Here is a 26,895-nt window from a genome sequence, read left to right on the forward strand (position 1 = left end):
CGATCCTTCTCCTGCGGACAGTGCTGCTGGACGGTCCACAATTGCTGCTGCTTCGGTAACGGAAGCTGTACTGGCGCTGCCGCCTGGGGCCGGAATTGGACCGGTTGGCGAACGGCACGCGATTTTTCAATAATGAAAGCGGAACAGACGGAAAGTCAATGACTTTATCGGCAGGAGCGGCCAAAAGATGATCAGGAAATGATGATGTCGTCGGAAAGTTCGTTGCGATCGTCTTCGCGGCGCGGGAAATGGCGCTGCAGTTCGCTGCCGCAGGCCTCAACCACCTCGCACACCGCCTGTGCGCCGTGCCCGTCACGCAGTCCCTGGGCCAACCTTTCGGCAAGGGTCTTCCAATAGCCCGGTGGGATCTTCGCATCGATGCCCCGATCGCCAACGATCCAGACCTTGCGCTCCAACAGCGAGATGAAGATCAGCACCCCGGTCTCCATCCGGGTCCGGTACAGTCCCTGTTGGTAGAAGGCCACCAGTGCCCGTTCGCTCACCGCCTCGGCCAGCCGCCTGGGACCGACGAAGGAAAGCTTCAGGTGCGGGAAGCGCCGCAGGAAGAAGAGCACCGGGAAATAGAGCAGAACGACCACGGGGATATAGGTCCAGATGGTAACGTGATGCGAAAGCACGGCGACCACCACGCCTACGAAGCCGGAAAGAAGCAGTGCTCCCAGCGCTTCTGCCTCGCGGTAGCGATCGCTCTCGGAGACCACCATGGTCGCGATCTCGCCGCTGGAGAGGGACTCCGCACGGGCCACCGCCTGCCTGATGGCCTCTTTGTCTGCCAGGCTAAAGAAGTCGTGAGCTAATGATTTGTGCGAAAGGTCCATTACCAGTCTCCCGAGGCACCGCCACCGCCAAAGTCGCCGCCACCGCCAGAGAATCCGCCTCCCCCCCCGCCACCGCCGCCAAAACCGCCAAAGCCGCCCCCTCCGTAGCCTCCGAAGAAGGGTGGCCCTCCCATGAACCCGCCACGTCCACCAGAGGAAAAGAGAAAGGCGATGAAGAGGCCGGCCAGGAAGCCGACCACCGCAAGCACTCCCAGCAGGAGCATTGAGAGCCCGGAGAAGGAGATGAAGGCGGCAATGGGAAGGCCGATGGCGCCAGCGACCCCGCCCAGGAAACGCGAGATGCCCCCCAGGAACACCGATGCGACCAGGACGAAGAGGAGCAGCGTCAGTATCGGAGGAGCCCCCCGTTTGCCGTGGCGCAGGTCGGTGGACTGGGCCTGGTACTCGCCACGCACCGTCGCCATGATGGCGTCAACTCCCCGGGAAATCCCCTGGTCAAAGTCGCCGCGTTTGAAGGCGGGGGTGATCTCGTTGCGGATGATGCGTCCGGACATGAGGTCAGTCAGCTTTCCTTCCAGGCCCCGCCCCACTTCGATGCGGATCTTGCGGTCGTTTTTGACAACCAGCAGCAATGCACCGTTATCCTTCCCTTTTTGCCCCAACTGCCACTTTTCAACCACCTTAATGGAGTACTGCTCCAGCACCTCACCCTCCAGGCTCGGGATGGTGAGGACCACGATTTGGGTAGAATCGCTGCGTTCGAAGGCGGTAAGTTCCGATTCGAGCTGCTGCGCCATTTGCGGCGACAGCATGGAGGCGTAGTCGTTGACATGGCTGCGCAGCGGCGGAACCTCCGCCGCAGCGCAGACTTGGATGGTCAGTAAGAATGTCAGGAGCAAAAACAGCTTTTTCATGCACGCCCTCAAAACAGGTTGAGGTTAACGTCAGAACTTGATCTTGGGCGCCACCTTGGCCCCCTCTTCTGCCTTGAACGGTTCCTTGCGCTGCAGGTGCAGCATCATGGAGTTGGTGAGCGAGTTCGGGAACGTCCTTATGGTGGTGTTGAAATCCTGCACCGCCTGGTTGTAGCGTACACGGGCCACGTTGATGCGGTTCTCGGTTCCCTCAAGCTGGTTCTGCAGGTCCATGAAGTTCTGGTTTGCTTTCAGGTCCGGGTAGCGCTCGACCACGACCATGAGGCGGGACAGGGCGCCGCTTAACTGGGACTGGGCCTGCTGGAAGTTCTGCATGGTCTTGGAGTCGTTAATGGCGTCTTTGGAAACCTGCATGGAGCCCACCTTGGCGCGAGCCTCGGTGACAGCTTTCAAGGTATCAGCCTCGTGCTTGGCGTACCCTTTGACAACCTCAACCAGGTTGGGCACCAGGTCGGCGCGGCGCTGGTAGGATGCCTCGACGTCGCCCCAGGCAGCGAAGACGGCCTCTTCCTTGGCCTGCATGGTGTTGTAGCCGCAGCCGGAAAGTGCAGTAAGTGTTAACAACGACAGCAACAGTAACGTCAAGCGTTTCATGATCTAATCCTCCTTGAATGGCATGAGCTCAATAATAATCATCGAAGAGGCAAATGTCATCCTTGAAAGGTTAAAAATCAATAAAAACCAAAAACGGTTTCGCAAAGGACACAAAGAATCCGCAATGTGCACGACATTTGACACAGAACGAAAGCCACGCCTTTCTTTGAAACCCAGGCGGATATTTCACGTGATTTGAGCAACTGCTTCGGGGTGTCTGTCGTTGCCTTTATGGGAAGATGCGGGCACCGCATAGGACTGTGCGGTAGGCGAGGATATAGAGTGCGGCGTTCCAGGACTGTCGCGGCATGCCCATCGGTTGACCAGTTTGACCATGAAACCACTCGTTGAACTCCCAGCAGTTAACCTTGCAGCTAAGAGCGAGTTTCACCAATTCTGCACGGGCCGCACAACGCTCACCGAGCGTCGCCAGCAGGATGACCCAGAAGCCACCGACAAAGGGCCAGGCGCCGCCGTTATGGTACTGCCAGGGGAGGTTTTGCCGGTGACGCTGCATGTACGGACGCCAGCGCGGCGACCCGACCTCGATCGGAGTTCCCACAACGCGCACTGGGTGCGGCACGTTGGCATTGAGAGCTGTAACACCCGCCACCATCTTGCCAGCATCGGAAGGGGCTGCCAACCCAGTAAGGTAGGCAAGGATGTTGCCGAAGATGTCGATCTCCTCTCCACAGAACGAGAAGTTCACGTAGCTCAACAGGAAGGGCTCGGGGCGGCAGCGGTTACGGATATAGTGGCGCATCAGCCTGACCCGTTTCTGGTCCGGTATCGCGTTGTCGAAGGGGTTGAAGAGAAGTCGGGCAAAGCTTTGGGTTTCCCGGGCAGTAGGGAGATCATACAACCGCTTGGCCCAGTACCAGAGAGCGTTGCTGTAGAGAACGAAGCCGCTTCTGGGCATTATGTCCGCCCAATCGGAACAGTCGTTTTGCTGCAGCAGGTACCACTCCTGGTGTTCCTGGCATTCCAGCCAGTTCAGTGCGCGCACAACGTTGGCGGAAAGCCTTGCCGTCAGACCGAGTTGCGGCGCCCTACGGTCGACGAAGTGCACGGCGATCAGCCACCAGATGGTGGCGTCCACGCAGCCGGCATACCAGAAGTCGACCTCGGCCAGCTCCGGTTTGACGAACTTCGGGATCTGGCCGTTGCGCGCCTGATGCTGCGCCAGGGTAAGCAGCCCTGCCTCGGCCGACTGCAGCAGATTGCCGTCACCTGAAAGGGCCATGCCGAGAGCACAGATGGCGGCGTCGCGACCGAAGATGGAATCGTAGTTGCGCCCCGACGACTTGGCGTTCCTGGCGGAAGCGAGCACACCGGCCGGGGACGAGTTTTCGTCCAGCAGGCGCAGGGCCTCACGGTAACATTCGTCAAGCAGGAGGTCTTCGCCGTCCGGTATCGCCGTCACTCCGGTGTTGCAGCGATGCGAGGTCACTTGAGCTGCACCATCTGGTAGCTCGCCTGCCCCTTCTTTACCCGGACCACGATAATGTGGTTGACCCGCTCGCCGTAACGGCTCACCCAGACCAACGGCGCGCCTGCACCGCCTGAGATGAAAGCGGGCACGCCGCCGAAGACACTTGCATCGTAGAGATGGGAGTGCGCGAAGAAAAGCCCCCTGACGGTGGGCGCAGCCGCGACCATGCGCTCCAGTTCAGCAGCCCCCTTGGAGAAAGTATGACCGCGCCAGCGTTTGGTTTCGGGGGGGACGTGCATGGCCACGAAGGTGGTTCCCGGGGCGGAGACGAGTTCCTTCTTGAGGTAGTCAAGCTCGACAGGGTGGAGTCCGTCCCGGGAGTTGTCCAGGGCGATTACCTTCAGGCCAAACCGGACGACGGAGACGTCAAAGTGCGGGGGAGCGATCTCTTTGGTGAAGACCTTCGGGTTCTCGTGGTTACCCAGTACCACGAAGACCGGAATTCCGGGAACGTTCTTCTCCAACAGGGACAGGAAGTTGGCAGTTTCCTCTTCGCCTCCCTCGGTAGAGTAGTCCCCGCCATGCAGGATGAAGAGTGGCTTAAAGCCGGCGGCGGTGCGCAGCGCCTTGGTGAAGATGGCGTCGTTGGAGCGGCTGTCCCCCATGACCACGAAACAGTACTCGTCGGCCTGGGCGTGGCGGGCTCTCTGCTCAAGTTGGGCGGTGGAGCGCTGGAACAGCGTATCGGCGTAGGAAACGGAGGTAAGAAACAGGCAAAGCAGGAACAGGAGACCGGTCAACGGCCCCCTGCCAGGGGTGGTGGAGTTAGCTGTTGACGACATACTGCTTGTTGCTCTAAATGCAGAGCTTGCACAATTTCTCAATGCTGGCTACCTGACTGTCAGTGAGTCCGGTTGTATCCGGCAGACGAAAAGTACGGCAATCACAGCAATAGCAGAGAATACCAAGGTCAAGTCCGAGTTCCTCATCAAGCATCACTGTGCCCCCAACAAAGATTTGCAAGAGCTAATGTTTCAGGCATCCTATCACAGACACTGGAAGCAAGCAACACCATTAAACGTGGTCACGAAGAGTCTGATAGTGATTCAAATTCTGGATCAGCTTCTGGCCAGCGACCGATGTTTCTTCGAGGCGGAACGGACCTTTCCTGCGTCGTTCCTGGCGACCTTGGTTACCTTGCCGCCACGGTGCCCAGCGCGGGCCTGCAAGGTGCGGCGACCGGGCTTGACGGAGCACTTGGCGGCGTGACGGTCATGATGAAGCTTCAGGGACGCAAACCGTCGAACGACGGGCTCGCTAACGGCAACGGCGGTAACGACCTGTGCCTTAGTCTTCTGCTCCTCGGCTACCGGGGCCAACTCGTCGGCGATCCCCTTGAGGTCGGCTGCGGCGTAGGTAGACATGTTCCTGCGCAGTTGGTTGAAGTTGTGTACGTTACGGTAGTCGAGCCGCCTGGTCAGCATGATAACGAACATGTCCTGCTGGGGATCGATCCAGATCGAGGAACCGCTGTAGCCGGTATGGCCGAAGGAAGCTTCAGAGAAGTAGCTCCCCTTGGGTGCGGAGAATGGGGAGGCCACGTCCCAGCCCAGGGCCCGCTTGATCTTGCCGTTGTTACAGGCGTAGGGGGTGGTCATCTGGCTCACCGCCTGTTCGGAAAGGATGCGGGTCCCGTCCAGGGTGCCGCGTCCGAGGATGAGCCGGGCATAGCGCGCCAGGTCATACGCGGAGCTGAAGAGCCCCGCATGGCCTGCGACGCCTCCCAACCGACGGGCGTTCTCATCCTGCACCACGCCTCCCTGGGTGCCGGAGGTCGGAGCGATGTCGTTGCCGTCCCGGGACGGGAGGAAGGAGGTATCGCGAGTGCCCAAGGGCTCGTAGATCTGCTCGCGGCAGAACTTGTCCAGCCTCTCGCCAGTGACTCGATGCACCAGTTCGCCGAGCAGGATGAAGTTGATATCGGCGTACTCGAAGCCGGTGCCGGCACCGCGGAAGCGTTCCGCCGCGACTTTGCGTACCAGCCCCTCCACCGAGCCACCCTGCCCCACCATGACGTCGGAGAGGCCCGAGGTATGGGTCATCAGGTGCAGGATGGTGATGTTCCCCTTGTCGGTGCCCGCAAACTCCGGGTACCACTTCGAGAGCGGGTCGGTCAGGGAGATGCGCCCTTCGTCGAGGAGCTTGATCACCGCCGGTGTGGTGGCGATGACCTTGGTAAGCGAGGCGACATCGAAGAGGGTCCGGGCGGTGATGGCCGGGGCACCCGCTGCGGCGCTGAGCTGGCCGCGGGCGGCGGTAGCGATGATCCCCTCGTGATTGCCGACCACGACAACGCCGCCGGCGATGAGATTTTCGGACATGGCCCGCTCCAGCAGCAGGTCGAGGTTGGCTGTAGAGATGCCACCCGTGGTGCCGGGATCGACCAAGGCTTGGGCTTTGATTGGGGATACAAGCGATAACAGCAGGAGTATCAGGAGAATAACGCGCACGAGCTTCCTTTTAAGATCTGTGCTGCCACAGATTTTCAGTTAGGACTGCGGTTGATGTTCAGGTGGAGCAGCATTGAGTAGAGGGAAGAAACGCTGCAATCCGGTAAGCACGACAGGAGCTAGGATACAGGAGAGGCCGGTTAAATTTTGTGACGGAGGTCACCATTTTGCCAGCCAAACCCGCGTTCCACCGCAATAAATTTCGCGACGGCCTCAGGCAGTTTACTTTGTCTACGGGATGGGATGCAAGAGATCTTTCAGTGCCCCCCCTCACCCGGTAAAGGATTCCTTCATCATGCGCCGCCCCTCGTTGACGAACGGACCTACGAAGTGCTGCGCGCCCCCACGCGTCCCCCCCCTTTGCGAAGACTGACAGAGGGGATTTGATTGTGGTCTGCAAAGGTCAGAGGCTATCCAGCAAAAGATGCTGGGGATCTGGCGCAGCAGCTTGATGTAGACGAATTAGGCATAAGCTAATGGGAGCTAAAGAAACAAAAACCTGACGGCAAATCCCCCCGGTCCCCCCTTTGCAAAGTGGGGACCGTGATGGCAGCGCAGCCACTGTCAATCGAACTCAACGCTCTTGCAGGCCTTACCAAAACAAAAAAAAGGCCCCGGGATTTTTCCCCCGGGGCCTCCTGGTGCGGATGGTTTCAGCTGGTGCTACGGCTTACTTCATGCTGGGCAGGTCGTGGACGTCGAGGTGGCAGCCCAGGCAGTTCGGGAAACGGGTCAGGATGGACGCCGGATGCGGAGCCTTGTGGCACTCGGTGCACTGCGGGATGTAGCCGTGCTTGGACTTGTGGCAGGAAGCACAGGCAACCTTGGAGTGACGCGCCTTGGAGTTGAACAGCTTAGCTGCAACCTTGCTGTGGCAAGAAGCGCAGGTCTGGTTCCAGTCAGTGCCCTGGTAGGTCACCTGCTTCGGCTTATGCACGGAGTGGCACTTGGCGCAGGCGTCGATCGGCTGATCCTTGTAGTGCGGCTTGTGGCACATGAAGCAGGACGGCTTGAAACCGTGCGACGTGTGGCAACGGTCGCAGGAGACGTTGGTGTGCTTGCTCGGAAACTTGACCAGTTCGGCCTTCTCCTGGGCATGGCAGGTGGCGCAGGTGGTGGTAAGCCGCTGGGTCATGGCGACTTTACGCGGAGTGTGCGGATTGTTGTGGCAGCTCGCGCAATCCTTGTTGGCCGGACCGTGGATGTCGGTGTGGCAGGAAGCGCACTTCGGCATCACTTCGTCGTAGTTGGCCTTCTTCGGGTTGTAGGCGTGGATCACGGTGTGGCAGGCCTGGCAGTCGAAGCGGTGCTTGCCGCCGGCGGTCTTGAGCCCGTTGAATGCGCCGGTGTGGCACTGGGCACATTGCTGCGGGGTGAGCGCAGCCGGTGCGGTCGCGTACATCTCGGGCTTTACCGGGATGTCAACGGTCGCAATCTTGGCAGCAAAAGCCGTGGAAGCGACGAGAATCAAGGTCGCAACGATCAGCGACAGGGTACTCTTTTTCATCATTCCTCCCCAAATAACAGTGTATTCACAACAATCGACTGGTCTTAATACTACCTAAGGTGACTGTCTGTCAAGAAAAGATGTGATTACATCACGGGTGCTTGAAGAGTTGATAGATCGAGAGGAAGGAACAAAGAGACACACTAGAGGCGGATGAGGTCTTCGTGCGGTTCGTCGGAGGGGTTTATGTGTATCATGACATCCCCCACGTTGCTGAAATGCTCGAAAATGCGCCGTTTCACTTCGGTGGCGATATCGTGGGAACGCTTCACCGTCATCTCCGGGGGCATCTCGAGCTTCAGGTCCACGATAAGATACTGCCCGGAGTGGCGCGCCCTGATCTCATGCACTTGGTCCACCCCCTCGACGCTCCGGGCAATATGCGAGATGGCGTCCAGGAGTGACTGTTCGGGCTGGCCGTCCATGAGTTCGTGGGCGGAGGTACGGAAGGTGTGGTAGCCGATATGAAAGATGAAGAACGATGTGAGACCCGCCGCAATGGGGTCCATGATACCGACGCCGAAGTAGGCGCCCCCGACACCGACCAGGGTGGCCACCGAGGTGATGGCATCTTTCCTGTGGTCCTTGGCGATGGCGAGCAGTGCAGGGCTCCCCAGGCTCCCTCCGACTTTCATGGAGTAGCGGTAGAGTGCCTCCTTTGCCACGATGGTGCCGGCCGCAGCTACAACGGCCACCAGCGCAGGCGTGGCGTAGTGCCCCTCCAGCATCGTGGTGGTGGCACCGTAGAGAATCCAGGCGCCGGTGGCGGCGATGACCAGGGAAACGAAGATGGCGGACAGGCTTTCCACCTTGCCGTGCCCATAGGGGTGGTCCGAGTCGTAGGGCTTGCGCCCGACCTTGAGGGCGATCAGGGTCATGCCGATGGCGATGAAGTCGCACGCGCTTTCCACGCCGTCGGCAAAGACAGCGTCAGAATGGCCGTAGTGGCCGGCGGCGAGCTTTAACACCATCAATACGGCGTTGGCCCAAAAGCCGATGCGGATGACGCGGTCGGCCTTGTTGAAGCGATCGCTCCTCAGCACGTTCCCTCCGCGCGCAGGTCTTTCACGGTGAGTTGCAGGGAACTCCTGCCGTTCCAGACGTTGATCCCCGGAGCGAACAGGACATCGACCCTTCCCTGCGGCACACCCGCCTCGGCAAGCCCGAAGCCAATGGCGTCGAAGGTCCTCCCCCCCTGCCCTACCTTGAGTTTCAGGTGCCCCCCCTTGAGCACCCGGCTTTCCAGCACCTCGGCCCCCTTAAGCACGAAGAGCGGTTCGGGGTTGCCCATGCCGAAAGGCTTCATCTGTTCCAGTTGCCGCACCAGGTCCGTGGTGATCTCGCCCGAACCCAGCTCCAGGTCGAAAGCGAGCGTGGGGGTGAGGGCGTCGGCATCGAGTGACTCCTGGGCCGCTTCATCGAAGCGCAGCGCAAAGCGCTCCAGTTCATCCTGTGCTATGGAGAGGCCGGCGGCGTGGCTGTGCCCCCCGAAGCGCAGCAGGTGTTCGGCACATTCCCTGATGGCGTCCAGCAGGTGGAAACGGGAGATACTGCGCCCCGAGCCCCTACCGGTCTCCCCGTCGAAAGCGAACAGGATCACTGGCCGATGGAAGAGTTCCACGATGCGGGAGGCAACGATGCCGATCACGCCGGGATGCCACTGTTCCGAACCGAGCACGATGCTCTTGCGGCCACTACAGGCCCCCTGCTCCAGCATGGCGCGCGCCTCCTCGAAGGTGGCCCGCTCCAGTGCCTGGCGCTCGGCGTTGGCGTCATCAAGCTCCCGGGCAATATCCCGTGCCCGCTGGGGATCCCGGCACAGTAGCAGTTCGAGGCCAAGCGCCGCGTCCTCCAACCTCCCCGCCGCATTGATGCGCGGGGCCAGCCGGTAGCCGACCGCGCCGCAGCCGACCTCCCCCGTTATGCCGGCCACTTCCTTGAGGGCCTCGACACCGACGCGGGTGCCGGCGCAGAGCTGCTTCAGCCCGTAGGATACCAGCACCCGGTTGATCCCCAGCAAGGGGACCACGTCGGCGATGGTGCCCAGGGCGACCAGGTCCAGGTATTCCTTGAGATCGGGCTCCTGGCCGGGCTTGAAGTAGCCGTCGGCGCGCAACCGGGCGCGCAACGCGACCACCAGGTGGAAAGCGACGCCGACACCGGCCAGCGATTTGAAGGGGAACGGGCAGCCGGGCTGCAGCGGGTTGATGATGGTGCAGGCATCGGGCAGTTCTTCGCCCGGGGAGTGGTGATCGGTGACGATGAGGTCAACGCCCGCTTCCCTGCACAGCAGCGCCTCCTTCACGGCAGTAATGCCGCAGTCGACGGTGACAAGCACGGTGGCGCCGGCACGAGTAGCGGCTGCCACCCCCTGCTCGGAGAGGCCGTACCCCTCGGTGAGACGTTTGGGAATGTAGTGGCAGCAGTCGAGACCGATCTTCTGGAAGAAGCTGATCAGTACCGCGCAGGAGGTTACGCCGTCCACGTCGTAATCACCGTGAACGCAGACCCGCTCCCCGGCCTTCAGCGCGTGCACCAGCCGCTCCACAGCCTTCGGCATGCCGGCCAGAAGCATGGGATCGTGGAGCCTGGACAGCACCGGGTTTAAGTAGGCGCCGGCCTCGTCGGCAGCGGTGACGCCGCGCTGAACAAGAAGACGCGCCAAAAGCGGAGTGACGCCGGAACGGGTGAGACCGGCTACCGCCTGGGCATCTGCCTCCCTCGCCCGCCAGCTTCTGTGTGTTACAGGTTTCATCCCGCCTCCACATTCGTAATAAAATCAGGGTGCAATCATAGCATAAGGAGCAGCCACCCGCGAATCTAATGTGCTGCGCGGCTACCAAAAAAAAACCCGCCGAGTGGCGGGTTTTTTGTCTGTTGCTGGTGGTGTTACTTTTTGAACGAGGTAGGCATCTGGCTCATGCCGGCCAAGTCGTTCTTGATCTGCTGTGCTGTCGGGCTCGTCGAGTCGAACTGCAGGTACTTGGTCCAGATCTGCTTGGCCTTGTCCGGCTGTTTCAGGTCCTGGAGGTAGACCACGCCGAGGTTGTAGAGACTTTGCAGGTGCTTGGGGTCGATAGACTGCGCCTTCTCGAAGTTGGCGATCGCCTTGTCGTACCAGCCGATCTTGCGGTACATGATCCCCTGGTCCGTCATCACGTTCAGGTTGTTGGGATCGAGTTCCAGGGCTTTGCCGTAGGCGTTGACCGCCTTCTGCGCCTGGTCGGTGTCGAAGTAGTCGTTGCCGAGCTGGATCCAGGCCTGCAGGTTCTTAGGATCCTGCGCCACGATCTTCTCGGCCTCCACGATGCGCCGCTGGTAGTCATTCGGCGAGCCCGCGCCCTGCGGCACGCTCATGGCGACCTGGGGTTCTTTGTTCTGCCCGGCGATGTTGAAGATCAGGTAACCTCCCAGAAGCCCCACGATCACCGCTACCACGATGGTAAGTACGTTCTCCTTGTTCACAGAGCCTCCTTAGACAGCCTCGGCCTTGGTCTCGACGGCGTGTTTTTCCCACAGCGCCACGATCGGGCTCGCCACGAAGATGGACGAATAGGTGGCGACTACCACGCCCACGACCAGGGCAAAGGCGAAGTCGTGGATCACCTCGCCGCCGAACAGGAACAGCGAAACGGCGGCAAGGAAGGTGGTCACCGAAGTGATGATGGTACGGGACAGTGTCTCGTTGATGCTCTTGTTGAAGATGGTGATCATCGGGTCCTTGAGGCTCTTGTGCATGTTCTCGCGGATACGGTCGAAGACGACGACGGTATCGGTGAGCGAGTAACCGGCGATGGTGAGGACCGCGGTGATGAAGAGGATGTTGACCTCGCGGTGCATCACGTAGAATACGGCGATCATGGCCAGTACGTCATGCATGGTGGCCACGACCGCGCCCACGCCGAACTTGAAGTCGAAGCGCCAGGCGATGTAGAGGATGATGCCAAGCATGGAGAGCGCCACGGCCACCAGGGTGTCCTGCTTCAGCTTCTCGCCGATGGAGGGCCCGATTTCGGTGGAGCTTTCCACGGTGAAAGTGTTGCCCGGGATGCCGGCTTTCAGTGCGTCGGCTACTTGGTCGGCTGACTTACCGGTGGACTTGTGCATCTTTACCAGCACCTGGTTGCCACCGGTGATCTCCTGCAGCTCAACTTCCTTGACGCCGGCTTTCACGAGGGCGTCACGGATGGACTGGGTAGTGGCAGCCTGTGCGAACTTGATCTGCATCTCGGTGCCACCGGAGAAGTCGATGCCCATGTTGGCGGTGCCGCGGGCGATGGCGATGATGCCGATGAGGCCGATGATGGCCATCAGGCCGGAGGCGAGAAAGGAGAACTTCCTCATCCCGATGAAATCTATATTGGTCTTCTTGAGCAGTTCCATTGGTCTCCCCCCTTAAACGCTGAGTCGCTTCACGTGGACGCGGTCCAGGAAGGCGTCAAAGAGCACCTTGGTGGCAACGAGCGACGTGAACAGGTTGATGATGATACCGAGGCTGAGCGAAACAGCGAAGCCTTTGACCGGGCCGGTGCCGAACTGGAACAGCACCGCCGCTGTGATCAGGGCGGTAACGTGCGAGTCCATAATGGTAAGGAACGCCTTGTCGTAGCCGGCGTCGAGCGCGGCGTGCGGCGTCTTGCCCAGGCGCAGCTCCTCCCTGATCCTCTCGAAGATGAGGACGTTGGAGTCGACCGACATACCGACCAGGAGGACGATAGCGGCGATGCCCGGCAGGGTCAGCGTAGCACCCAGCGCGGAGAGAGCGCCCATCAGGAACAGGATGTTCAGCACCATGCCCAGGTTAGCGACCATGCCGGAGAGTTTGTAGTACATCGCCATGAAGCTGACGACGAGCAGGACGCCGATCAGACCGGCCATGAGCCCCTTGTGGATGGAGTCGCGACCAAGGGAAGGACCGACGGTGACGTTCTGCAGGATCTTGACCGGAGCAGGCAGCGAACCGGCGCGCAGCACGATGGCGAGGTCGGCGGCTTCCTTCTCGGTGAAGGAGCCGGAGATCTGGGCGGAGCCGCCCGAGATCCTCTCGCGGATTACCGGAGCGGAGTAGATGTTGCTGTCCAGGACGATGGCGAAGCGCTTGCCCACGTTGGCGGCGGTGACCTGGTCGAACAGGCGCGCGCCGGTGGAGTTGAACTCGATGGCAACGTAGGGCTGGTTGTACTGGGAATCAATCCTGATCTGGGCGTCGGTAAGCAGCTCGCCGGTGATTATGGCCTTTTTCTTCACCACCAGCGGGGTCTCGGAGACGGCGCCGGTCTGGGGATCAGTCCTCTTCTCGAAGAGAAGCTCGTCGTCTTCGGGGAGCGAACCGGCGGTCGCGGTGGCCGCGTTGACGGTCTCGTCCACCAGCTTGAACTCGAGGCGGGCGGTCTTGCCGATCAGCTCGATGGCGCGCTTGGGATCCTTGATGCCCGGGAGCTGAACGACGATGTTGTTCAGGCCTTCACGCTGGATCACCGGCTCAGAGACGCCGAACTGGTCAATCCTGTTGCGGATGGTCTCCAGGGCCTGCGCCACGGCGCGGTCTTTCCTAACCTGTGCCTCTTTCTCGTTGATGCGCAGCTGCATGTTGACGAAGCCGCCCTCGTCGAAGACCGGCAGGGCCTCGAGGTCGGGGTACTTCTTCTTGATCAGCGCCTGCACCTTGTCGGCCGAACCGCGATCGTACAGGGTGAGCTGCACTTTGTCGCCGCCCAGTCGCCCGATCTTCTTGAAGCGCAGGTTCTGCGCCGTAAGGGAGTCCTCGAGGTCGGTGGCGATCAGGTCCAGGGACCCTTCCACAGCCTTCTGGGTCTCGACCTCCATGACCAGGTGGGTACCGCCCTGCAGGTCAAGACCCAGGTGGATCTTGTCCTTGGGGAGCAGGCCGCTCCACCACTTCGGGAGCGTGTCGACCAAGGTCGGCGTCAGGTAGACGCACGAGGCGATGATGAAAATGAGGATAAGAGAAATGCGCCAGGTATAACCCTTCATGGGAAAAGCTCCTTTCGGAAAAATTCGATCAATGCACTAGTCCTGCTTAACAGACGCAATGTACCCCTTGTTGATCCTGACGTTGACACCGGGGGCGATCTCCAGGGTTACCACCTGGTCGTCCAGCGCGGTCACCTTGCCGTGCATGCCGCCGGCGGTGACGACCTGGTCGCCTTTTTTGAGCGCGTCCAAAAGCGCCCTGTGCTCCTTGGCCTTTTTCTGCTGCGGCCTGATGAGCAGGAAGTAAAAAATGGCAAACATGAACACCAGGGGGATCAATCCCTGGAACTGTGCCATCATCCCTCCGCCCGCCGGCGCACCGCCCTGCGCGGGAGCAGCCATTGCAAACGCCAAACCTAACATATAGTTACCTCCTGGGTTGTATTTCCATCCCTTATTGACAGTGATAATTTCAGGTAAAGCTTCAAGTCGCGTGCATCAAGCCGCTGTTCTTGCGGCGTAAAAGTCTCGCCTGAACTTGACGAACTCGCCCCTGCCGATGGCCTCCCGCACCTGTTTCATCAGGTTCAGGTAGAAGTGCAGGTTATGCCAGCTGTTCAGCCGCGAGGCCAAGATCTCCTGGCTACGGTACAGGTGCCTCAGATAGGCCCTCGAGTAGTTGCGGCAGACGTAGCAGTCGCAGGCCGGGTCGATGGGACCCTGATCCTCGGCGTAGATGGCCGCCTTGATGTTGATCCTGCCGAAGCTGGTGAACAGGGCGCCGTTTCGGGCGTTCCTGGTCGGCATGACGCAGTCGAACATGTCGAAGCCGTTGTAGACCGCCTCGATCAAGTCCTCGGGCGCGCCGATGCCCATGATGTAACGCGGCGAGTTCTCGGGCAGGATGTCGCTGCACTCCTGCATCATGCCGTGCATGACTTCCTTCTCCTCGCCCACCGACAGACCGCCCAGCGCGTAGCCGTCGAAACCGATGTCCGTGATCTGCCGCGCGCTCTCGCGCCTCAACTCCGGATGCATCCCCCCCTGCACGATCCCGAAGAGCGCCTGGTCGGGACGGCTGTGCGCATCCTTGCAGCGCTTGGCCCAGCGGGTGGTCAACTCAAGCGACTTTTGCACATAGGAGCGTTCGGCCGGATACGGAGGGCATTCGTCGAAACACATGGCGATGTCGGCGCCCAGCGCCTCCTGGATGGCGATGGAAACCTCGGGGGAGATGAAGTGTTTGGATCCGTCGATGTGGGAGCGGAACTTCACCCCTTCCTCGGAGATCTTCCTCAGTTCGCCAAGCGAAAAGACCTGGAAGCCGCCGGAATCGGTCAGCATGGGACGGTCCCAGTGCATGAAGCGGTGCAGTCCCCCCAGCCGGCCCACCAGTTCGTGGCCGGGACGCAGGTAGAGGTGGTAAGTATTGGCCAGAATGATCTGTGACCCGACCTCAACCAGCTCTTCGGGCGTCATAGCCTTGACCGTCGCCTGGGTGCCGACCGGCATGAATATCGGGGTTTCGATCCTGCCGTGCGTGGTTGTCAGAGAGCCTAAACGGGCCGCGCAGCCCGGGTCTTTCTTGATAAGTTCAAACGATATGGCTGACAAAATGATCCTTTATCCAATAAACATCGCATCGCCGTAGCTGAAGAACCGGAAGCGCCTTCTTACTGCTTCAGCGTAGGCCTCGGTCATGAACTCTTTACCGGCGAAAGCGCACACTAACATAAATAGTGTCGATTTGGGGAGATGAAAATTCGTTATCAACGCATCAACCACCCTGAACCGGTATCCCGGCAGGATGAAGATGTCCGCCTCGCGCTCCCCCGCCTCCAATTGGCCGGAGGCGGCAGCGTGCTCCAGGGCCCGCATCGACGTGGTTCCGAGCGCGACTACCCTCCCCCCGGACGCCTTGGTGCGGCGGATCGCCTCGGCGGTCTCGTGCGGGATCCGGTACAACTCCCGGTGCATGGTGTGCTGGGACAGGTCCTCGACCCGAACCGGCATGAAGGTCCCCAGACCCACGTGCAGGGTAAGAGGCGCGATCTCCACGCCGCGACCCCGGATCTCAGCCAGGATCTCCGGGGTGAAGTGCAGGCCGGCCGTAGGGGCAGCCACGGCCCCCTTCTCCCGCGCGAACACGGTCTGGTAGCGCTCCAGGTCCTCACCTTCGGGGGCGCGCTTGATATAGGGGGGGAGCGGCATGCTCCCGGCCCCTTCCAGCCAGGCCATGAAGTCGTCGCTCCCCTCGAAGCAGACTAGCCACTCCCCTTCCTCCCGGGCAGCCACTTTCGCAGTGACCCCGTCGGGAAGGATGATGCGGGTGCCGGCACCGGGGGACTTGGAGGCCTTGATGAGGCAGCTCCATACCTCGTCCACGCCGGGAACGCGACGCACAAGGAACACCTCGACGGCGCCGCCGCTCTCCTTGTGCCCCCTGAGCCGGGCCGGAATGACGCGGGTGTCGTTGAGGACCAGGAGGTCGCCGGGGCGGAACTGTCCGGCGATGGCGGCCACGGTGCTCTCCCCGACCGTGCCGGTGGCACGCTCGAGTGCCAACAGCCGGGAGGCGTCCCTGCGGCTCGCCGGGTGCTGAGCGATCAGCTCCGGCGGGAGTTCGTAATCGAAATCGGAAAGGCGCATGCTATCGACCGTACCCGCCGGAAAGCTTCACGCCCGGATAATAGTAAGTAAGTATCTCGCGGTAATCGAACCCTTCGTTGGCGCGCCCCTTGGCGCCCCACTGGCACAGCCCCACACCGTGACCGGAGCCGGTGCCGCTCACCTGGAGCTCATCGCGCTGGCTGCGCAGTTCGAAGTTGGTGCTCTTCACGACGCCGTAGCCCAGGGCTTTCCTGAAGGCGACACCAGGGATGACCACGCTCCCCCGGGAGCATTCGGCGACCACGTCCTGCACTCTGCCGCTAGCGTTCCTGCCGCGCACCCGCAGGTCCCTGAGACCTGCCACCTGGAACCCGGCTGCCTTCAGCGAGTTCTCGACCTTTTTAAGGGGAAGGTTCAGCTCCCACCGGATCGGATTGGACTCGCTGCAGTAACGGCAGGAAACGCCTTGGAGGTAAGGGATCGAGAGCCCCCAAACGTTCCTGGAGTTCTCAGTGTGGCCGGCGCAGTTGGAATGGTAGAAAGCTTGGATGGTCTTGCCGTTGTAGGTGAGCACCTCTCCGGCAGTCTCGCGCACACCGTAGGCAGCGCGGCTGTCCTCAACGTCCGCCCCCTCGTACACCTGGTCCATCACGCTGGACTCGAGCTGGTAACTCTGGCCGCGGCGGGCTTGCATCTGGTACACCGCGTAGGAACGGGCGATGACCGCCTGCGCCTTGATGGCCTCGATGGGCCAGGCGGAACTGATCTCGCAGTTGATGAGGCCGACCAGGTACTCCTCCAGCGGCAGTTCGTTCACCACCAGCAGGCCCTTGTCGGCCGGCGACACCTCGATCAGGGCCCGGTACCCCTTGCCGTTCACCGAGATGCGCGAAAACGCAGAGGCGACCAGGCGGTCCACCGGCCTGCCGTTGACACTGAGGCCGCTCCCCAAGCGCCGTACCTCTAGGGGCATCTCCACCCTGAGCGGTTCGCGGCCGTCGGTAAGAAGCACGCCGTCGCCGTCGATCCTGAGGGTTTCCGCCCCCTTGAACAGGGCCACCCGCACCATCTCCGGTCGCATCGAGGCGGCACTCCCTCCGGCGGCGAGGCAGATGAGTAATATGATCAACGTCCTGAAGCAGCTCATCAATTCCGTTTACACATGGGTTTAACTGTCCCGTAAAAGCCTTAGATATAAACCATGGAACAGCCCGCAAAGTCAATAATTTTATGGCTCTAATCAGAGCGTATTCAGTCTATAGATTGGCAAGCGATTTGCTTTGTTTCTCATTAAGCCTTAGAGTCACGGGGTGATCAGCCAGGGGGACCGGGACAGGGCAGTGAAGCTAAGGTGTCGACATCAGTAAATTTCGCGGCAACGCAGCGGAGTTGAACCATCCAAATAAGTGTTGCCAGATGTACAAAAACAGGCTATATCGCTGTAGAACATAGCCATTTAGCGTGATTTGTACCACCGTTCGGAGCTGTATGCGCTTCTCCCTCAAAACCAAAATCCTCATCCTGGTAACTGCGATCCTGGTCGTCGTCATCTCCACAGTTGCCTACCATAACTACCGGCAGCAGAAGGAAATGTTGCACGAGATAGCCAACCGCAACACCTCGGTGCTGATCGAGACTATCAAGAGTTCCGTCGCCAACGCGATGCTGTCGGGCCGCTCCGACGAGGTCGCCAGCATCTTCGCCAGAATCAAATCCCGGGAGTTCGTTAAGTCCATAAGAATCGTTGACGCGGAAGGAAAAATCCTCAACTCCGCCGATCGCAGCGAGATCGGCAGCCGGATCCCGGAACAGGGGCACAGCACGCTCCCTAGCCGCAACTTCTCCCTGCTCCCCGAAGAGGGAGTTTTCCTTTCCTACGCACGCATCTTCAACGCGCCGCAATGCTATAAGTGTCATCCCGCCAGCAAGGAGACACTTGGGCTACTCGAGATCAAGCTCTCCCTTGGGTACATGAACAGCTTCATCTACCGCGAGCGCGAGATCGCCATCGTTTCCGCCATCATCCTGGTCCTGCTCACCGTGATCACCATCTCCACCCTTCTGATCATCTACGTGGAGCGTCCCATCCGCAAGCTGATGCGCTGCATGGAGAAGGTCGAACAAGGTGAGTTCAACCAGGAAATCAGTCTCACCTCCAGCCTCGAGATGCGCTCATTGGGCAACAGCTTCAACCGCATGGTGGGCACCATCGGCAACTTGATGGAATCAACCGTCAAACACGAAAGGGAACTGGCCCGGGCCCAGGAAAAACTGGCGCACCACCGCGAGACCCACCAGATGAACGGCCGCCTTGAGGAACAGATCCGCGAGATCGAGAACTTGAACGTGACCTTGGAGGAGCGCATCGAGGAGATCGAGGAGGCGAACTACAAGATCGCCGACCTGGCCGGGGAACTGGAAGACAAGAACACCAACCTGGAGAAGGCAGTTGCGAAGCTCTCCACCCTGTACCGCCTGGGACTGGCCATCAACTCCACCATCGAGGTGGAGGACCTGTACCGGCTGGTGGTGAAGACCACCATGGACACCCTGCAGGCCCAGGTCGGCTACGTGGTGCTCTACGACGCCGAACATGGCGAGTTGCGCATCACCAACCTGGTCGGCTACCGCGACCCGAACCCGCAGTACCTGCGCGTCCCCATGAAGCCCTCCAGCGTCTCCAGTTGGGTGATCCAGAACAGCAAGCCGCTTCTTATCACCGACATCGCCCAGACGCCCGAGTTCGACCGGATCAGCCCCTTGGGTTTCGAGAGAAAGACCCTTATCTGCGCCCCGCTCATGGTCAAGGACGAGATCATCGGCACCCTGACCGTGGTCAACAAGCTGAACAACACGGTCTACAACCACGAGGAACTGGAGCTTCTCTCCACCATCGCGGCGCAGGCCTCCATCGCCATCAAGAACGCCATGCTCTACGACGAGCAGCAAAAGACCTACCTGAACACCATTCAGGCCCTGGTCTCCGCCATCGAGGCATCCGACAGTTATACCCGTGGCCATTCCGAGCGCGTCACCCGCTTCTCGCTCGCCCTGGCCAGAAAGCTCGAGCTCCCCGCCAATCGCCTCAAGGTGATCGAGCGCGCCGCCATCCTGCACGACATCGGCAAGATCGGCATCGACCTCTCCCTGCTGCACAAGGAGGAAACCCTCACCAAGGACGACGTGGCCGAGTTGCAGCAACACCCCAGCATCGGCATGACGATCCTGGAGCCGATCGAGTTCCTGCACGACGTGCGGTTGTGCATCGGGCAGCACCACGAACGCTACGACGGCAAGGGGTACCCCAACCGCCTGACCGGCCAGGAGCTCCTGCTCGAGTCCCGTATTCTTGCCATCGCCGACAGCTTCGATGCCATGACCTCGGACCGCCCCTACCGCAAGGCGCTCAAGCTCGAGGTAGCAATCCAGGAGTTGGCCGAGAATGCCGGCACCCAGTTCGACCCTGAATTGGTCCCCATCTTCATCAAGCTCCTGAAGACGCCGAACTTCCTGCCCCAGCGCGAGGAATTCCCGGGGCTACACGTGGTGCCTCTTGCTGCCAAGGGGGGTAGCAAGTCTCACTCCTGCATTGCCCAGTAATTCAAATAATGGTATAAGATAAAACTCTGTAGCGCGGCCGGCAGAGCCGGTCCGCGCCATTTTTGTGCCCCTTTGCGGGCAACAGGAGCCCTTGTGCCGGCACTTCTAGAAATCACAGGACTGCGCACCGAGTTCAACCTGAAAAGCGGCGTGCTCAAGGCCGTGCGCGGCGTAGACCTGAGCGTCGATGCGGGCGAGACGCTGGCCCTGGTGGGCGAGTCCGGCTGCGGCAAGAGCATCACCGCCGCCTCCGTGCTGAGGCTGGTCCCCCCGCCGGGACGCATCGTCGCCGGCTCTATACGCTTCAAGGGTGAGGACCTGCTCGCACTCTCCGAGGAGCGCATGCGCGAGATCAGGGGCAACCGGATCGCCATGGTGTTCCAGGACCCGATGACCTCGCTCAACCCCGTTTTCACCGTGGGCTACCAGGTTGCCGAGGGACTCAGGATCCACCGCAGCCTAAGCGGTGAGGCAGCCGAGCGCGAAGCGATCGAACTGTTGACCCAGGTCGGCATCCCCGCGGCCAAGGACCGGGTCAAGGACTACCCGCACCAGCTCTCCGGCGGCATGCGCCAGCGCGTCATGATCGCCATGGCCCTTGCCTGCGGGCCGGAACTGGTCATCGCAGACGAGCCGACCACGGCGCTCGACGTGACCATCCAGGCGCAGATACTGGAACTTTTGGACCGGCTCATGGCGGAAAAGAACATGGGTCTGATCCTGATCACCCATAACCTCGGGATTGTGGCCGAGCGCGCCCATCGGACCGCCATCATGTACGCCGGCGAGATCGTGGAGAGCGCCCCCACGGCCGAGCTGTTCGCCAATCCGCTGCACCCCTACACCAAGGGGCTGCTCGCCTCGCTGCCCGAGTTCGGCAAGCCGGGCGAGAAATTGGCCACCTTCGCGGGCGGCGTGCCAGACCTGCGTGGCGACCTGGCCGGCTGCCCCTTCAGGGAGCGCTGCCCCATCGGCGACGACGCCTGCAGCAGGGAAACCATCGAGATGAGGGAGGTGGCGCCGGGACACCTGGTGCGCTGCCGGAAGGTATCATGACACCGCTTCTGACCGCAGAAAACCTGGTGAAGCAGTACCCCGTGCGCGGCGGCATGTTCGCCGAGAAGCGCATTCTCACCGCCGTTGCCGGCATCGACCTCGAGCTCTACCCCGGCGAGACGCTGGGGCTCGCGGGCGAATCGGGTTGCGGCAAATCAACCGTGGCCAGGCTTCTGACCGGCCTCACACCGCCCACCGCGGGAAGCATCAAGTACCAGGGGCGTGAACTGGCAGGCATGAGCAAGACGGAGCTGGCCCAGTACCGCAAAGAAGTGCAGATGGTGTTCCAAGACCCGTTCTCGTCGCTGAACCCGCGCATGCGGGTCGCCGAGATCCTGGGGGAGCCACTGGAGATTCACCGCATCGGCGACGCCGCGGGGCGGCGGGAAAAGGTGGCGGAACTGCTCGGACGGGTGGGACTCTCGCCGGAACACATGATGCGCTTTCCGCACGAGTTCTCCGGCGGCCAGCGCCAGCGCATTGGTATCGCCCGAGCCCTGGCCGTTTCGCCGCGCCTGATCATAGCTGATGAGCCGGTCTCCGCCTTGGACCTCTCCATCCAGGCGCAGATCATCAACCTACTGCAGGACGTGAAGAAGGACCTCGGGCTTTCCTTCCTCTTCATCACCCACGACCTCTCGGTGCTGCGGCACCTGAGTGACCGGGTGGCGATCATGTACCTCGGCCGCATCGTCGAGACCGGCAGCCGCGACCAGGTGCTGAACCGTCCCCTGCACCCGTACACGGAGGCCCTTCTCTCCGCGATACCGAGCATCGACCCCAAAAAGAGGGCCCGGCACGTGATCGCCAAGGGCGAACTCCCCTCTCCGGTCTCACCCCCCAGCGGCTGCCCCTTCCATCCGCGCTGCCCCTACGCGCAGCCTGTGTGCAGCGAGAAACGCCCGGAACTGCTGGACAAAGTGTCCGGGCAACGGGCTGCCTGCCACTTCAGTGAGGAAATCTTCCTGAAGGAAGCAAAGTAATTCAGTTGACAATCGCAATTGGCATATATAGATTATGTTTAGCTCAAACCGGAGGATACCAAGTTGGCATTTGACAAGACCAGAGATTACGGAAAAGAAGCGGAGATGCTGAAGGTGCTCGGGCACCCGATCCGCCTGAAGATAGTGGCAGGGCTGTGCACCCAGGAGTGCAACGTGAAGCACATCTGGGAGTGCCTTGGGCTCCCCCAGGCGACTGTTTCGCAGCACCTGGCGCTTTTGAAGAACAAGGGGATTATCGAGGGGACCCGCGACGGGGTCGAGGTGCACTACGCTGTGGTGAGCCCGTTCGTGCGCAGGCTGATTGAGATCCTGAACGCTGACGCGTAACTGAAGTAAGGCTGGCTGAAGGACCGCACCCGCCCGGGGCGGTCCTAGGTTCCGCTAACGTCGAGTTCGGCGATCCTTAACGAAGGGGATCCCGCCGAGCCGAAAAAACGCAGGTCGCTACCGACCTGGTCTACCCTTCCAAACACATCCAGTAGGTTTCCCGCCAGGGCGAGTCCCTTGACCGGGTACCTGACCTCTCCATCTTCCACGTAAAAGCCCGCAGCACCAACTGAGAAGTCTCCGGAGATCGGGTTTGCGGTGTGCATCCCCATTACCTCCGTTATCAACACCCCTTTACGTACCCCCGCCAGCAACGTCGTGAGCTCGGCACTCCCTGGCTCGATATGGAGGTTGTGGGCGCCGACCCTGGGCGGGGTCTTGATGCCGCTGCGCACTGCGTTGCCGGTCGAGCGCGCGCCCAGGCGCCTGCCCCAGTAGCTGTCGTAGAGAAAGCCCTGCAGCACGCCTGACTGCACCAGCAGGGTGTCCTGCTGCGGTACTCCCTCCCCGTCGCAGGGAGCACTCCCCATGCCGCCGGCAAGAAGGCCGTTGTCGCGCACGGAGACAAGCTCGGAGAAGAGCCGCTCCCCTACCCTGCCGGCCAACAGCGACTTACCCTTGTGCACGTTTTCGGCGAGGAAGGAGCCCGAGAGCACGTCGAGCAGGTCGGCGGCGACACGGTTATCGAGGACCGCCTGGCAGCGCATGGTGGCAAGGGTGCGCGCGCCCAACAGTCCGGTGGCCTTCCGCCCTGCGCCGGCCGCCACGGCAGCGAGATCGATCCCGGCGAACGAGGGAGAAAAACTGTAATCCCAGCCGGTCTGGGCATCGCCGTCGGCCTCCGCCACGGCAGAGACGCTGCAGGAGTTGTAGGTGCCGCTGTAGTAGGCATCGAGCCCCAGGGAATTGCGCACCAGGGAGTGGTAGGTGGATTCGCCATAGCTGCATTTGCGCACCCGCTTCACCCGGGGATCGACGTCGAGCACCAGGCGCTCCAGTTCCAGGGCGCGGGCGACCTTGAGAGACTCATCGACGGCGGCAAGAGAGGGATCGAAGAGCCAGGGGGTGTCGGGATAGGATGCGGCGGGTTCGGCAAAGGCGAAATAGTCGTCAGGCGTTTGCACCCGGGCCGCGACCAGCGCCCCCTCCACCATCCCTTCCAGGGAGGCGTCGTCAAGGGCGGTCGAATAAGAGAAGCCCATGCCCTGGCCTACCAGGAGGCGCAGGGAGACGCCCAGCGGCTCCGCCACGCGGAACGCGTCCACCTTGCCCTGCTTCACCTCGATGGCGAGGTCACGCGAGCCGGAAACGGCGATCTCGTAGCCGTCGATCTGCCGCCCCTTGAGCAGCCGCTCCACCGCATCGGCGTGTCGTGTCAGTTCCATTTTTGGCCTCGGGGGATCTTGGAATGGTCCGATCAACTCTTACCACTACTGCGGACTCTCCCTCTCCCTTTGGGAGAGGGCCGGAGTGAGGGGGTTACAACAGGCGGGGGGCTGGATTTCGGGCGTCGCCCTCACCCGCCCTGCGGGCACCCTCTCCCGAAGGGAGAGGGCCGATACCGGTCGCCCAGCCGTTGCCAGTTACAGATCAAGAATCATCGCGATCTCGTCGCAATCCGGGAACTTGACGCACTTGATGCAGTCGCCCCACACCTTGTGCGGCAGCTCGGATTTGTCGGCAATCTTGAAGCCGAACTTGGCGAAGAAGTCTGGCTTGTAGGTGAGGCAGAAGAGCTTCTTGAGGCCGAGGCTGCGCGCCTCCTCGATGCAGGCCCCTACCACAAGACTACCGATGCCGCGCCTGCCGGCGCTCTCGGCGACGGCAACGGAACGGACCTCGGCCAGGTCCTCCCAAACGATGTGCAGTGCGGAGGTGCCGAGCAACTGGCCGTCCTCCTCGAAAACATAGAAATCGCGCAACGCCTCGTACAGCTCGGAAAGCGAGCGGGAGAGCATTTCCCCGCGACTCGCGAAGTTGGTCAAAAGTTTCTGAATATCTTTTACGTCACTAATCCTGGCTTTCCTGATCATCTCACTGCCTCCTGAATCAACTCCCTGGCGTGTTCCAGGGTCTTTTCCGTGACACGCGCTCCGGAAAGCATGCGCGCCACCTCGGCCACCCGCTCCTCCCCTTCCAGGAGTTCCACGCCGGTGGCGGTGCGCCCGGCGGCGACCTTTTTCTCGACCTTCAAGTGTTGGTCGGCAAAGGCGGCCACTTGGGGCAAGTGGGTTATGGCCAGTACCTGCTGCTCGCGGGCCACCCGTTTCAGCTTCTCCCCAACCAGCGCGCTGGTCGCCCCCCCGATGCCGGTATCCACCTCGTCGAAGATGAGGGTGGGCACCTCGGAGTCGGGATGCAGCTGTTTCAGCGCGAGCATGAGCCGGGAAAGCTCACCGCCGGAGGCGATCTTGGCCAGCGGCTTTGGGGGCTCACCGGGGTTCGGGGAGAACAGGAACTCGGCGCGCTCGAAGCCATAACTCCTCGCCTCCGCGCTCCTCTCGAAGGAGGTCTCGAAGACGGCGTGCTTCATGGCCAACTCGGCCAACTCGTGCTCCATCCCCTCCTTGAGCCTTTTGGCGCCGTCCTCACGCGCTTTGCTGAGCTTGGCACCAAGCTTGGCTAATTCCTGCTCTAACCGCGAGATCCGTTGCTGCAACTCGCTGCGGGTTCCCTCGATGTTGGAGAGAACCGACAGTTCCTGGTCCACCTGGCGCTGGTATTCAAGAATCTCCTCGATGCTGGCGCCGTACTTTTTCTTTAGGCGGCCGATGGCGTCCAGCCGGTCCTCGATCTCCTCCAGCCGGGCCGGGTCCGACTCGACACGGGCTGCATAGTCGCGCAGGGTGAGAGAGGCATCTTCCAACTGGGCGTAGGCCGCCTCCAGCGCTTCCGTGACCGGGACGAGCGCCGGATCGATGCGACCGGCGTCGGCGACCCCGGCGATGATACTGGAAAGGCTCCCCAGGAGGGTTGCTTCCCCGCCGTAGAGGGCGTCAAAGGCGCCCTGCGAGGCACCCATCAGTTTCTCGGAGTGCGCCAGCCGGACACGTTCCTCGGCCAGTTCCTCTTCTTCGCCCGGGCTTAGCTTCGTCTCGGCGATCTCGTTACTCTGGAAGGAGAGCAGGTCCAGCCGGCGCGCCGCCTCGCGCTCCCCCGCCTCGAGCGCCTGCAACTCGTGTTTTGCCGCCTGGTACTCCTCGTAGCGCGCGGCGAAGTCTGCGCGCAGGGAGAGCACCCCGGCGTAGCCGTCCAACAGGAGCAGGTGCTGCTCAGTCTTCAAGAGACTCTGCGCGTCGTGCTGGCCGTAGATGTTGATCAGGTTGCGGCAGATTTCGGAAAGGAGCGAAGTGGTGGCGAGCCCGCCGCCGATGAAGACGCGGCTCTTGCCGCCGGGAGCTACCACTCGCCGCACCAGCAGCTCGCCGTCGCACTCGATTCCAGCCTCAGCTAGCGCCTGTAACAGCGCCTCCCGCCCGGAGAGGTCGAAGAGCGCCTCGACTGAGGCTTCCTTGGCGCCGGAGCGGATCAGGTCGGCGCTGCCGCGCCCACCGAGGATCAGGTTCACCGCGTCGATGATGATGGACTTACCCGCACCGGTCTCGCCGGTGAGGATATTGAGCCCGGGGCTGAACTCAACGTGCAACTTATCGATTATGGCGAGGTTGGTTATCTGGAGCTCTCTGAGCACTTAACGTTCACCCCATTTAAGCTTGGTGCGGAGCACCTCGAAGTAGTCCTTGCTGCGGGACTGGATCAGGCGCGTCACGTGGGGGGCTTTCCTGATCTGCACCACGTCGCCGGAGAGGAGCTTCATGCCGACCTGGCCGTCCAGGGTGAGGAAGACGGACTCGTCCGGGGCGTAGTTCAGCTTGATGGCGATCTGGGCGCCTGCGTCAACCACCAGCGGCCGGTTGGTCAGCGTGTGCGGGCAGATGGGGGTGATCGAGATACACTCTAGTTCCGGGTGCAGGATCGGTCCGTTGGCGGAAAGCGAGTAGCCGGTCGAGCCGGTCGGGGTCGATATGATCAGGCCGTCGGCCTTGAAGGTGGTCAGGTAGCGCCCGGTCACCGACGTTTCCATGTCGATGATCCTGGCCAGGGCCCCCTTGTTGATGACCACGTCGTTGAGCACGCGGTGCAGCTCGACCATTTCGCCGGCACGCTCGACGCTCGCCAGGAGCATCATGCGCTCGGTCACCTCGAAGTCGCCGGCCAGGCAGCGTTCCATGGACGGGTAGAGCTCGTCCAGGGTGATCTCGGTGAGAAAACCGAGGCTCCCCAGGTTGACCGCAAGGATCGGGACGTCGCACTCGCCGATGAGGCGCGCAGCCGCGATCAGCGTACCGTCGCCGCCAAGCACCACCACGAGGTCGGCGTCGCGGGCAACCTCCGAGCTCTCCGAGCTTTCGGCGAGCGTGGTGCGGCGCAGTCTCCGGGAGAGATGCTCCTCGACGTGAGCGGTCACCCCGCGGACGGCCAGCCACTCGATCAGCTCTTCGGCAACCCCCAGGCAACGAGGATCGTGCACTTTCGCGAAAATGGCGATTTTTTTCATCACGAGCCCTTTACTTGTACTGTAATCT

24 protein-coding genes are annotated in these 26,895 nt (G+C 61.5%); 4 read left to right on the forward strand and 20 right to left on the reverse strand.

Annotation, left to right across the window (positions count from 1 at the left end):
- Nucleotides 1-191: 191 nt before the first annotated feature.
- The 16 genes from K7R21_RS06630 to K7R21_RS06705 form a co-directional block, all read right to left on the reverse strand.
- Nucleotides 192-839, reverse strand: a complete 648-nt coding sequence (locus tag K7R21_RS06630; protein ID WP_224982481.1) for a TPM domain-containing protein — start codon at nucleotides 837-839, stop codon at nucleotides 192-194.
- The gene (locus tag K7R21_RS06635; protein ID WP_224982482.1) at nucleotides 839-1,714 is read right to left on the reverse strand and encodes a TPM domain-containing protein; all 876 of its coding nucleotides are present in this window, start codon (nucleotides 1,712-1,714) and stop codon (nucleotides 839-841) included. The genes K7R21_RS06630 and K7R21_RS06635 overlap by 1 nt, the downstream gene beginning before the upstream one ends.
- A 30-nt stretch (nucleotides 1,715-1,744) precedes the next feature.
- Nucleotides 1,745-2,329 (reverse strand): LemA family protein, encoded by a 585-nt coding sequence (locus K7R21_RS06640; RefSeq protein WP_224982483.1) that lies wholly within the window; start codon nucleotides 2,327-2,329, stop codon nucleotides 1,745-1,747.
- A gap of 229 nt (nucleotides 2,330-2,558) precedes the next feature.
- Nucleotides 2,559-3,779 (reverse strand): amylo-alpha-1,6-glucosidase, encoded by a 1,221-nt coding sequence (locus tag K7R21_RS06645; RefSeq protein ID WP_224982484.1) that lies wholly within the window; start codon nucleotides 3,777-3,779, stop codon nucleotides 2,559-2,561.
- Complete coding sequence (locus K7R21_RS06650; RefSeq protein WP_224982485.1) at nucleotides 3,776-4,603, reverse strand: metallophosphoesterase family protein; 828 nt, start codon at nucleotides 4,601-4,603, stop codon at nucleotides 3,776-3,778. Before K7R21_RS06650 ends, K7R21_RS06645 begins: the two co-directional genes overlap by 4 nt.
- 276 nt (nucleotides 4,604-4,879) lie before the next feature.
- The gene (locus tag K7R21_RS06655; protein WP_224982486.1) at nucleotides 4,880-6,271 is read right to left on the reverse strand and encodes a serine hydrolase domain-containing protein; all 1,392 of its coding nucleotides are present in this window, start codon (nucleotides 6,269-6,271) and stop codon (nucleotides 4,880-4,882) included.
- A 670-nt stretch (nucleotides 6,272-6,941) separates the two neighbouring features.
- Complete coding sequence (locus K7R21_RS06660) at nucleotides 6,942-7,778, reverse strand: cytochrome c3 family protein (RefSeq protein WP_224982487.1); 837 nt, start codon at nucleotides 7,776-7,778, stop codon at nucleotides 6,942-6,944.
- 143 nt (nucleotides 7,779-7,921) lie between these two features.
- Nucleotides 7,922-8,821: a cation diffusion facilitator family transporter gene (locus K7R21_RS06665; protein ID WP_224982488.1), complete on the reverse strand. Its 900-nt coding sequence runs from the start codon at nucleotides 8,819-8,821 to the stop codon at nucleotides 7,922-7,924.
- Nucleotides 8,815-10,533: a single-stranded-DNA-specific exonuclease RecJ gene (gene recJ, locus K7R21_RS06670; protein ID WP_224982489.1), complete on the reverse strand. Its 1,719-nt coding sequence runs from the start codon at nucleotides 10,531-10,533 to the stop codon at nucleotides 8,815-8,817. Before recJ ends, K7R21_RS06665 begins: the two co-directional genes overlap by 7 nt.
- Before the next feature lie 134 nt (nucleotides 10,534-10,667).
- On the reverse strand, nucleotides 10,668-11,243 hold the full coding sequence (locus tag K7R21_RS06675; protein ID WP_224982490.1) for a tetratricopeptide repeat protein: 576 nt from the start codon (nucleotides 11,241-11,243) through the stop codon (nucleotides 10,668-10,670).
- A 9-nt stretch (nucleotides 11,244-11,252) separates the two neighbouring features.
- Nucleotides 11,253-12,161 (reverse strand): protein translocase subunit SecF, encoded by a 909-nt coding sequence (gene secF / locus K7R21_RS06680; protein ID WP_224982491.1) that lies wholly within the window; start codon nucleotides 12,159-12,161, stop codon nucleotides 11,253-11,255.
- 12 nt (nucleotides 12,162-12,173) lie between these two features.
- Nucleotides 12,174-13,772 carry a protein translocase subunit SecD gene (secD, locus tag K7R21_RS06685; RefSeq protein ID WP_224982492.1) on the reverse strand — a complete coding sequence of 533 codons (1,599 nt, stop codon included), beginning with the start codon at nucleotides 13,770-13,772 and terminating at the stop codon, nucleotides 12,174-12,176.
- Nucleotides 13,773-13,808: 36 nt separating this feature from the next.
- Entirely contained in the window at nucleotides 13,809-14,135 is a 327-nt protein-coding gene (gene yajC / locus K7R21_RS06690) for a preprotein translocase subunit YajC (protein ID WP_183347036.1), read from the reverse strand.
- Between the two features lie 75 nt (nucleotides 14,136-14,210).
- Nucleotides 14,211-15,326, reverse strand: coding sequence for a tRNA guanosine(34) transglycosylase Tgt (tgt, locus tag K7R21_RS06695; protein WP_224982493.1), 1,116 nt, complete (start codon nucleotides 15,324-15,326; stop codon nucleotides 14,211-14,213).
- Between the two features lie 9 nt (nucleotides 15,327-15,335).
- The gene (gene queA, locus K7R21_RS06700; protein ID WP_224982494.1) at nucleotides 15,336-16,361 is read right to left on the reverse strand and encodes a tRNA preQ1(34) S-adenosylmethionine ribosyltransferase-isomerase QueA; all 1,026 of its coding nucleotides are present in this window, start codon (nucleotides 16,359-16,361) and stop codon (nucleotides 15,336-15,338) included.
- Nucleotide 16,362: 1 nt separating this feature from the next.
- Nucleotides 16,363-17,469 carry a SpoIID/LytB domain-containing protein gene (locus K7R21_RS06705; RefSeq protein WP_224982495.1) on the reverse strand — a complete coding sequence of 369 codons (1,107 nt, stop codon included), beginning with the start codon at nucleotides 17,467-17,469 and terminating at the stop codon, nucleotides 16,363-16,365.
- A gap of 341 nt (nucleotides 17,470-17,810) precedes the next feature.
- Between K7R21_RS06705 and K7R21_RS06710 the strand changes: the two genes are divergently transcribed.
- The 4 genes from K7R21_RS06710 to K7R21_RS06725 all read left to right on the forward strand — a co-directional run bounded on the left by K7R21_RS06710 (nucleotide 17,811) and on the right by K7R21_RS06725 (nucleotide 22,309).
- Nucleotides 17,811-19,922, forward strand: a complete 2,112-nt coding sequence (locus tag K7R21_RS06710) for an HD domain-containing phosphohydrolase (protein ID WP_224982496.1) — start codon at nucleotides 17,811-17,813, stop codon at nucleotides 19,920-19,922.
- A 93-nt stretch (nucleotides 19,923-20,015) separates the two neighbouring features.
- Nucleotides 20,016-20,978, forward strand: coding sequence for an ABC transporter ATP-binding protein (locus tag K7R21_RS06715; protein WP_224982497.1), 963 nt, complete (start codon nucleotides 20,016-20,018; stop codon nucleotides 20,976-20,978).
- Nucleotides 20,975-21,961: an ABC transporter ATP-binding protein gene (locus K7R21_RS06720; protein WP_224982498.1), complete on the forward strand. Its 987-nt coding sequence runs from the start codon at nucleotides 20,975-20,977 to the stop codon at nucleotides 21,959-21,961. The genes K7R21_RS06715 and K7R21_RS06720 overlap by 4 nt, the downstream gene beginning before the upstream one ends.
- Before the next feature lie 63 nt (nucleotides 21,962-22,024).
- Nucleotides 22,025-22,309, forward strand: a complete 285-nt coding sequence (locus K7R21_RS06725; protein ID WP_224982499.1) for an ArsR/SmtB family transcription factor — start codon at nucleotides 22,025-22,027, stop codon at nucleotides 22,307-22,309.
- Between the two features lie 44 nt (nucleotides 22,310-22,353).
- Here K7R21_RS06725 and K7R21_RS06730 read toward each other — a convergent pair whose 3' ends face one another.
- The 4 genes from K7R21_RS06730 to K7R21_RS06745 all read right to left on the reverse strand — a co-directional run bounded on the left by K7R21_RS06730 (nucleotide 22,354) and on the right by K7R21_RS06745 (nucleotide 26,867).
- Nucleotides 22,354-23,694, reverse strand: a complete 1,341-nt coding sequence (locus K7R21_RS06730) for a TldD/PmbA family protein (RefSeq protein WP_224982500.1) — start codon at nucleotides 23,692-23,694, stop codon at nucleotides 22,354-22,356.
- A 198-nt stretch (nucleotides 23,695-23,892) separates the two neighbouring features.
- Entirely contained in the window at nucleotides 23,893-24,342 is a 450-nt protein-coding gene (locus K7R21_RS06735; protein WP_224982501.1) for an N-acetyltransferase, read from the reverse strand.
- Nucleotides 24,339-26,000, reverse strand: a complete 1,662-nt coding sequence (recN, locus tag K7R21_RS06740; protein ID WP_224982502.1) for a DNA repair protein RecN — start codon at nucleotides 25,998-26,000, stop codon at nucleotides 24,339-24,341. The genes K7R21_RS06735 and recN overlap by 4 nt, the downstream gene beginning before the upstream one ends.
- Entirely contained in the window at nucleotides 26,001-26,867 is an 867-nt protein-coding gene (locus K7R21_RS06745) for an NAD(+)/NADH kinase (protein ID WP_224982503.1), read from the reverse strand.
- Nucleotides 26,868-26,895 lie beyond the last annotated feature (28 nt).

Source organism: Geomonas agri (assembly GCF_020179605.1).
GTDB lineage: Bacteria > Desulfobacterota > Desulfuromonadia > Geobacterales > Geobacteraceae > Geomonas > Geomonas agri.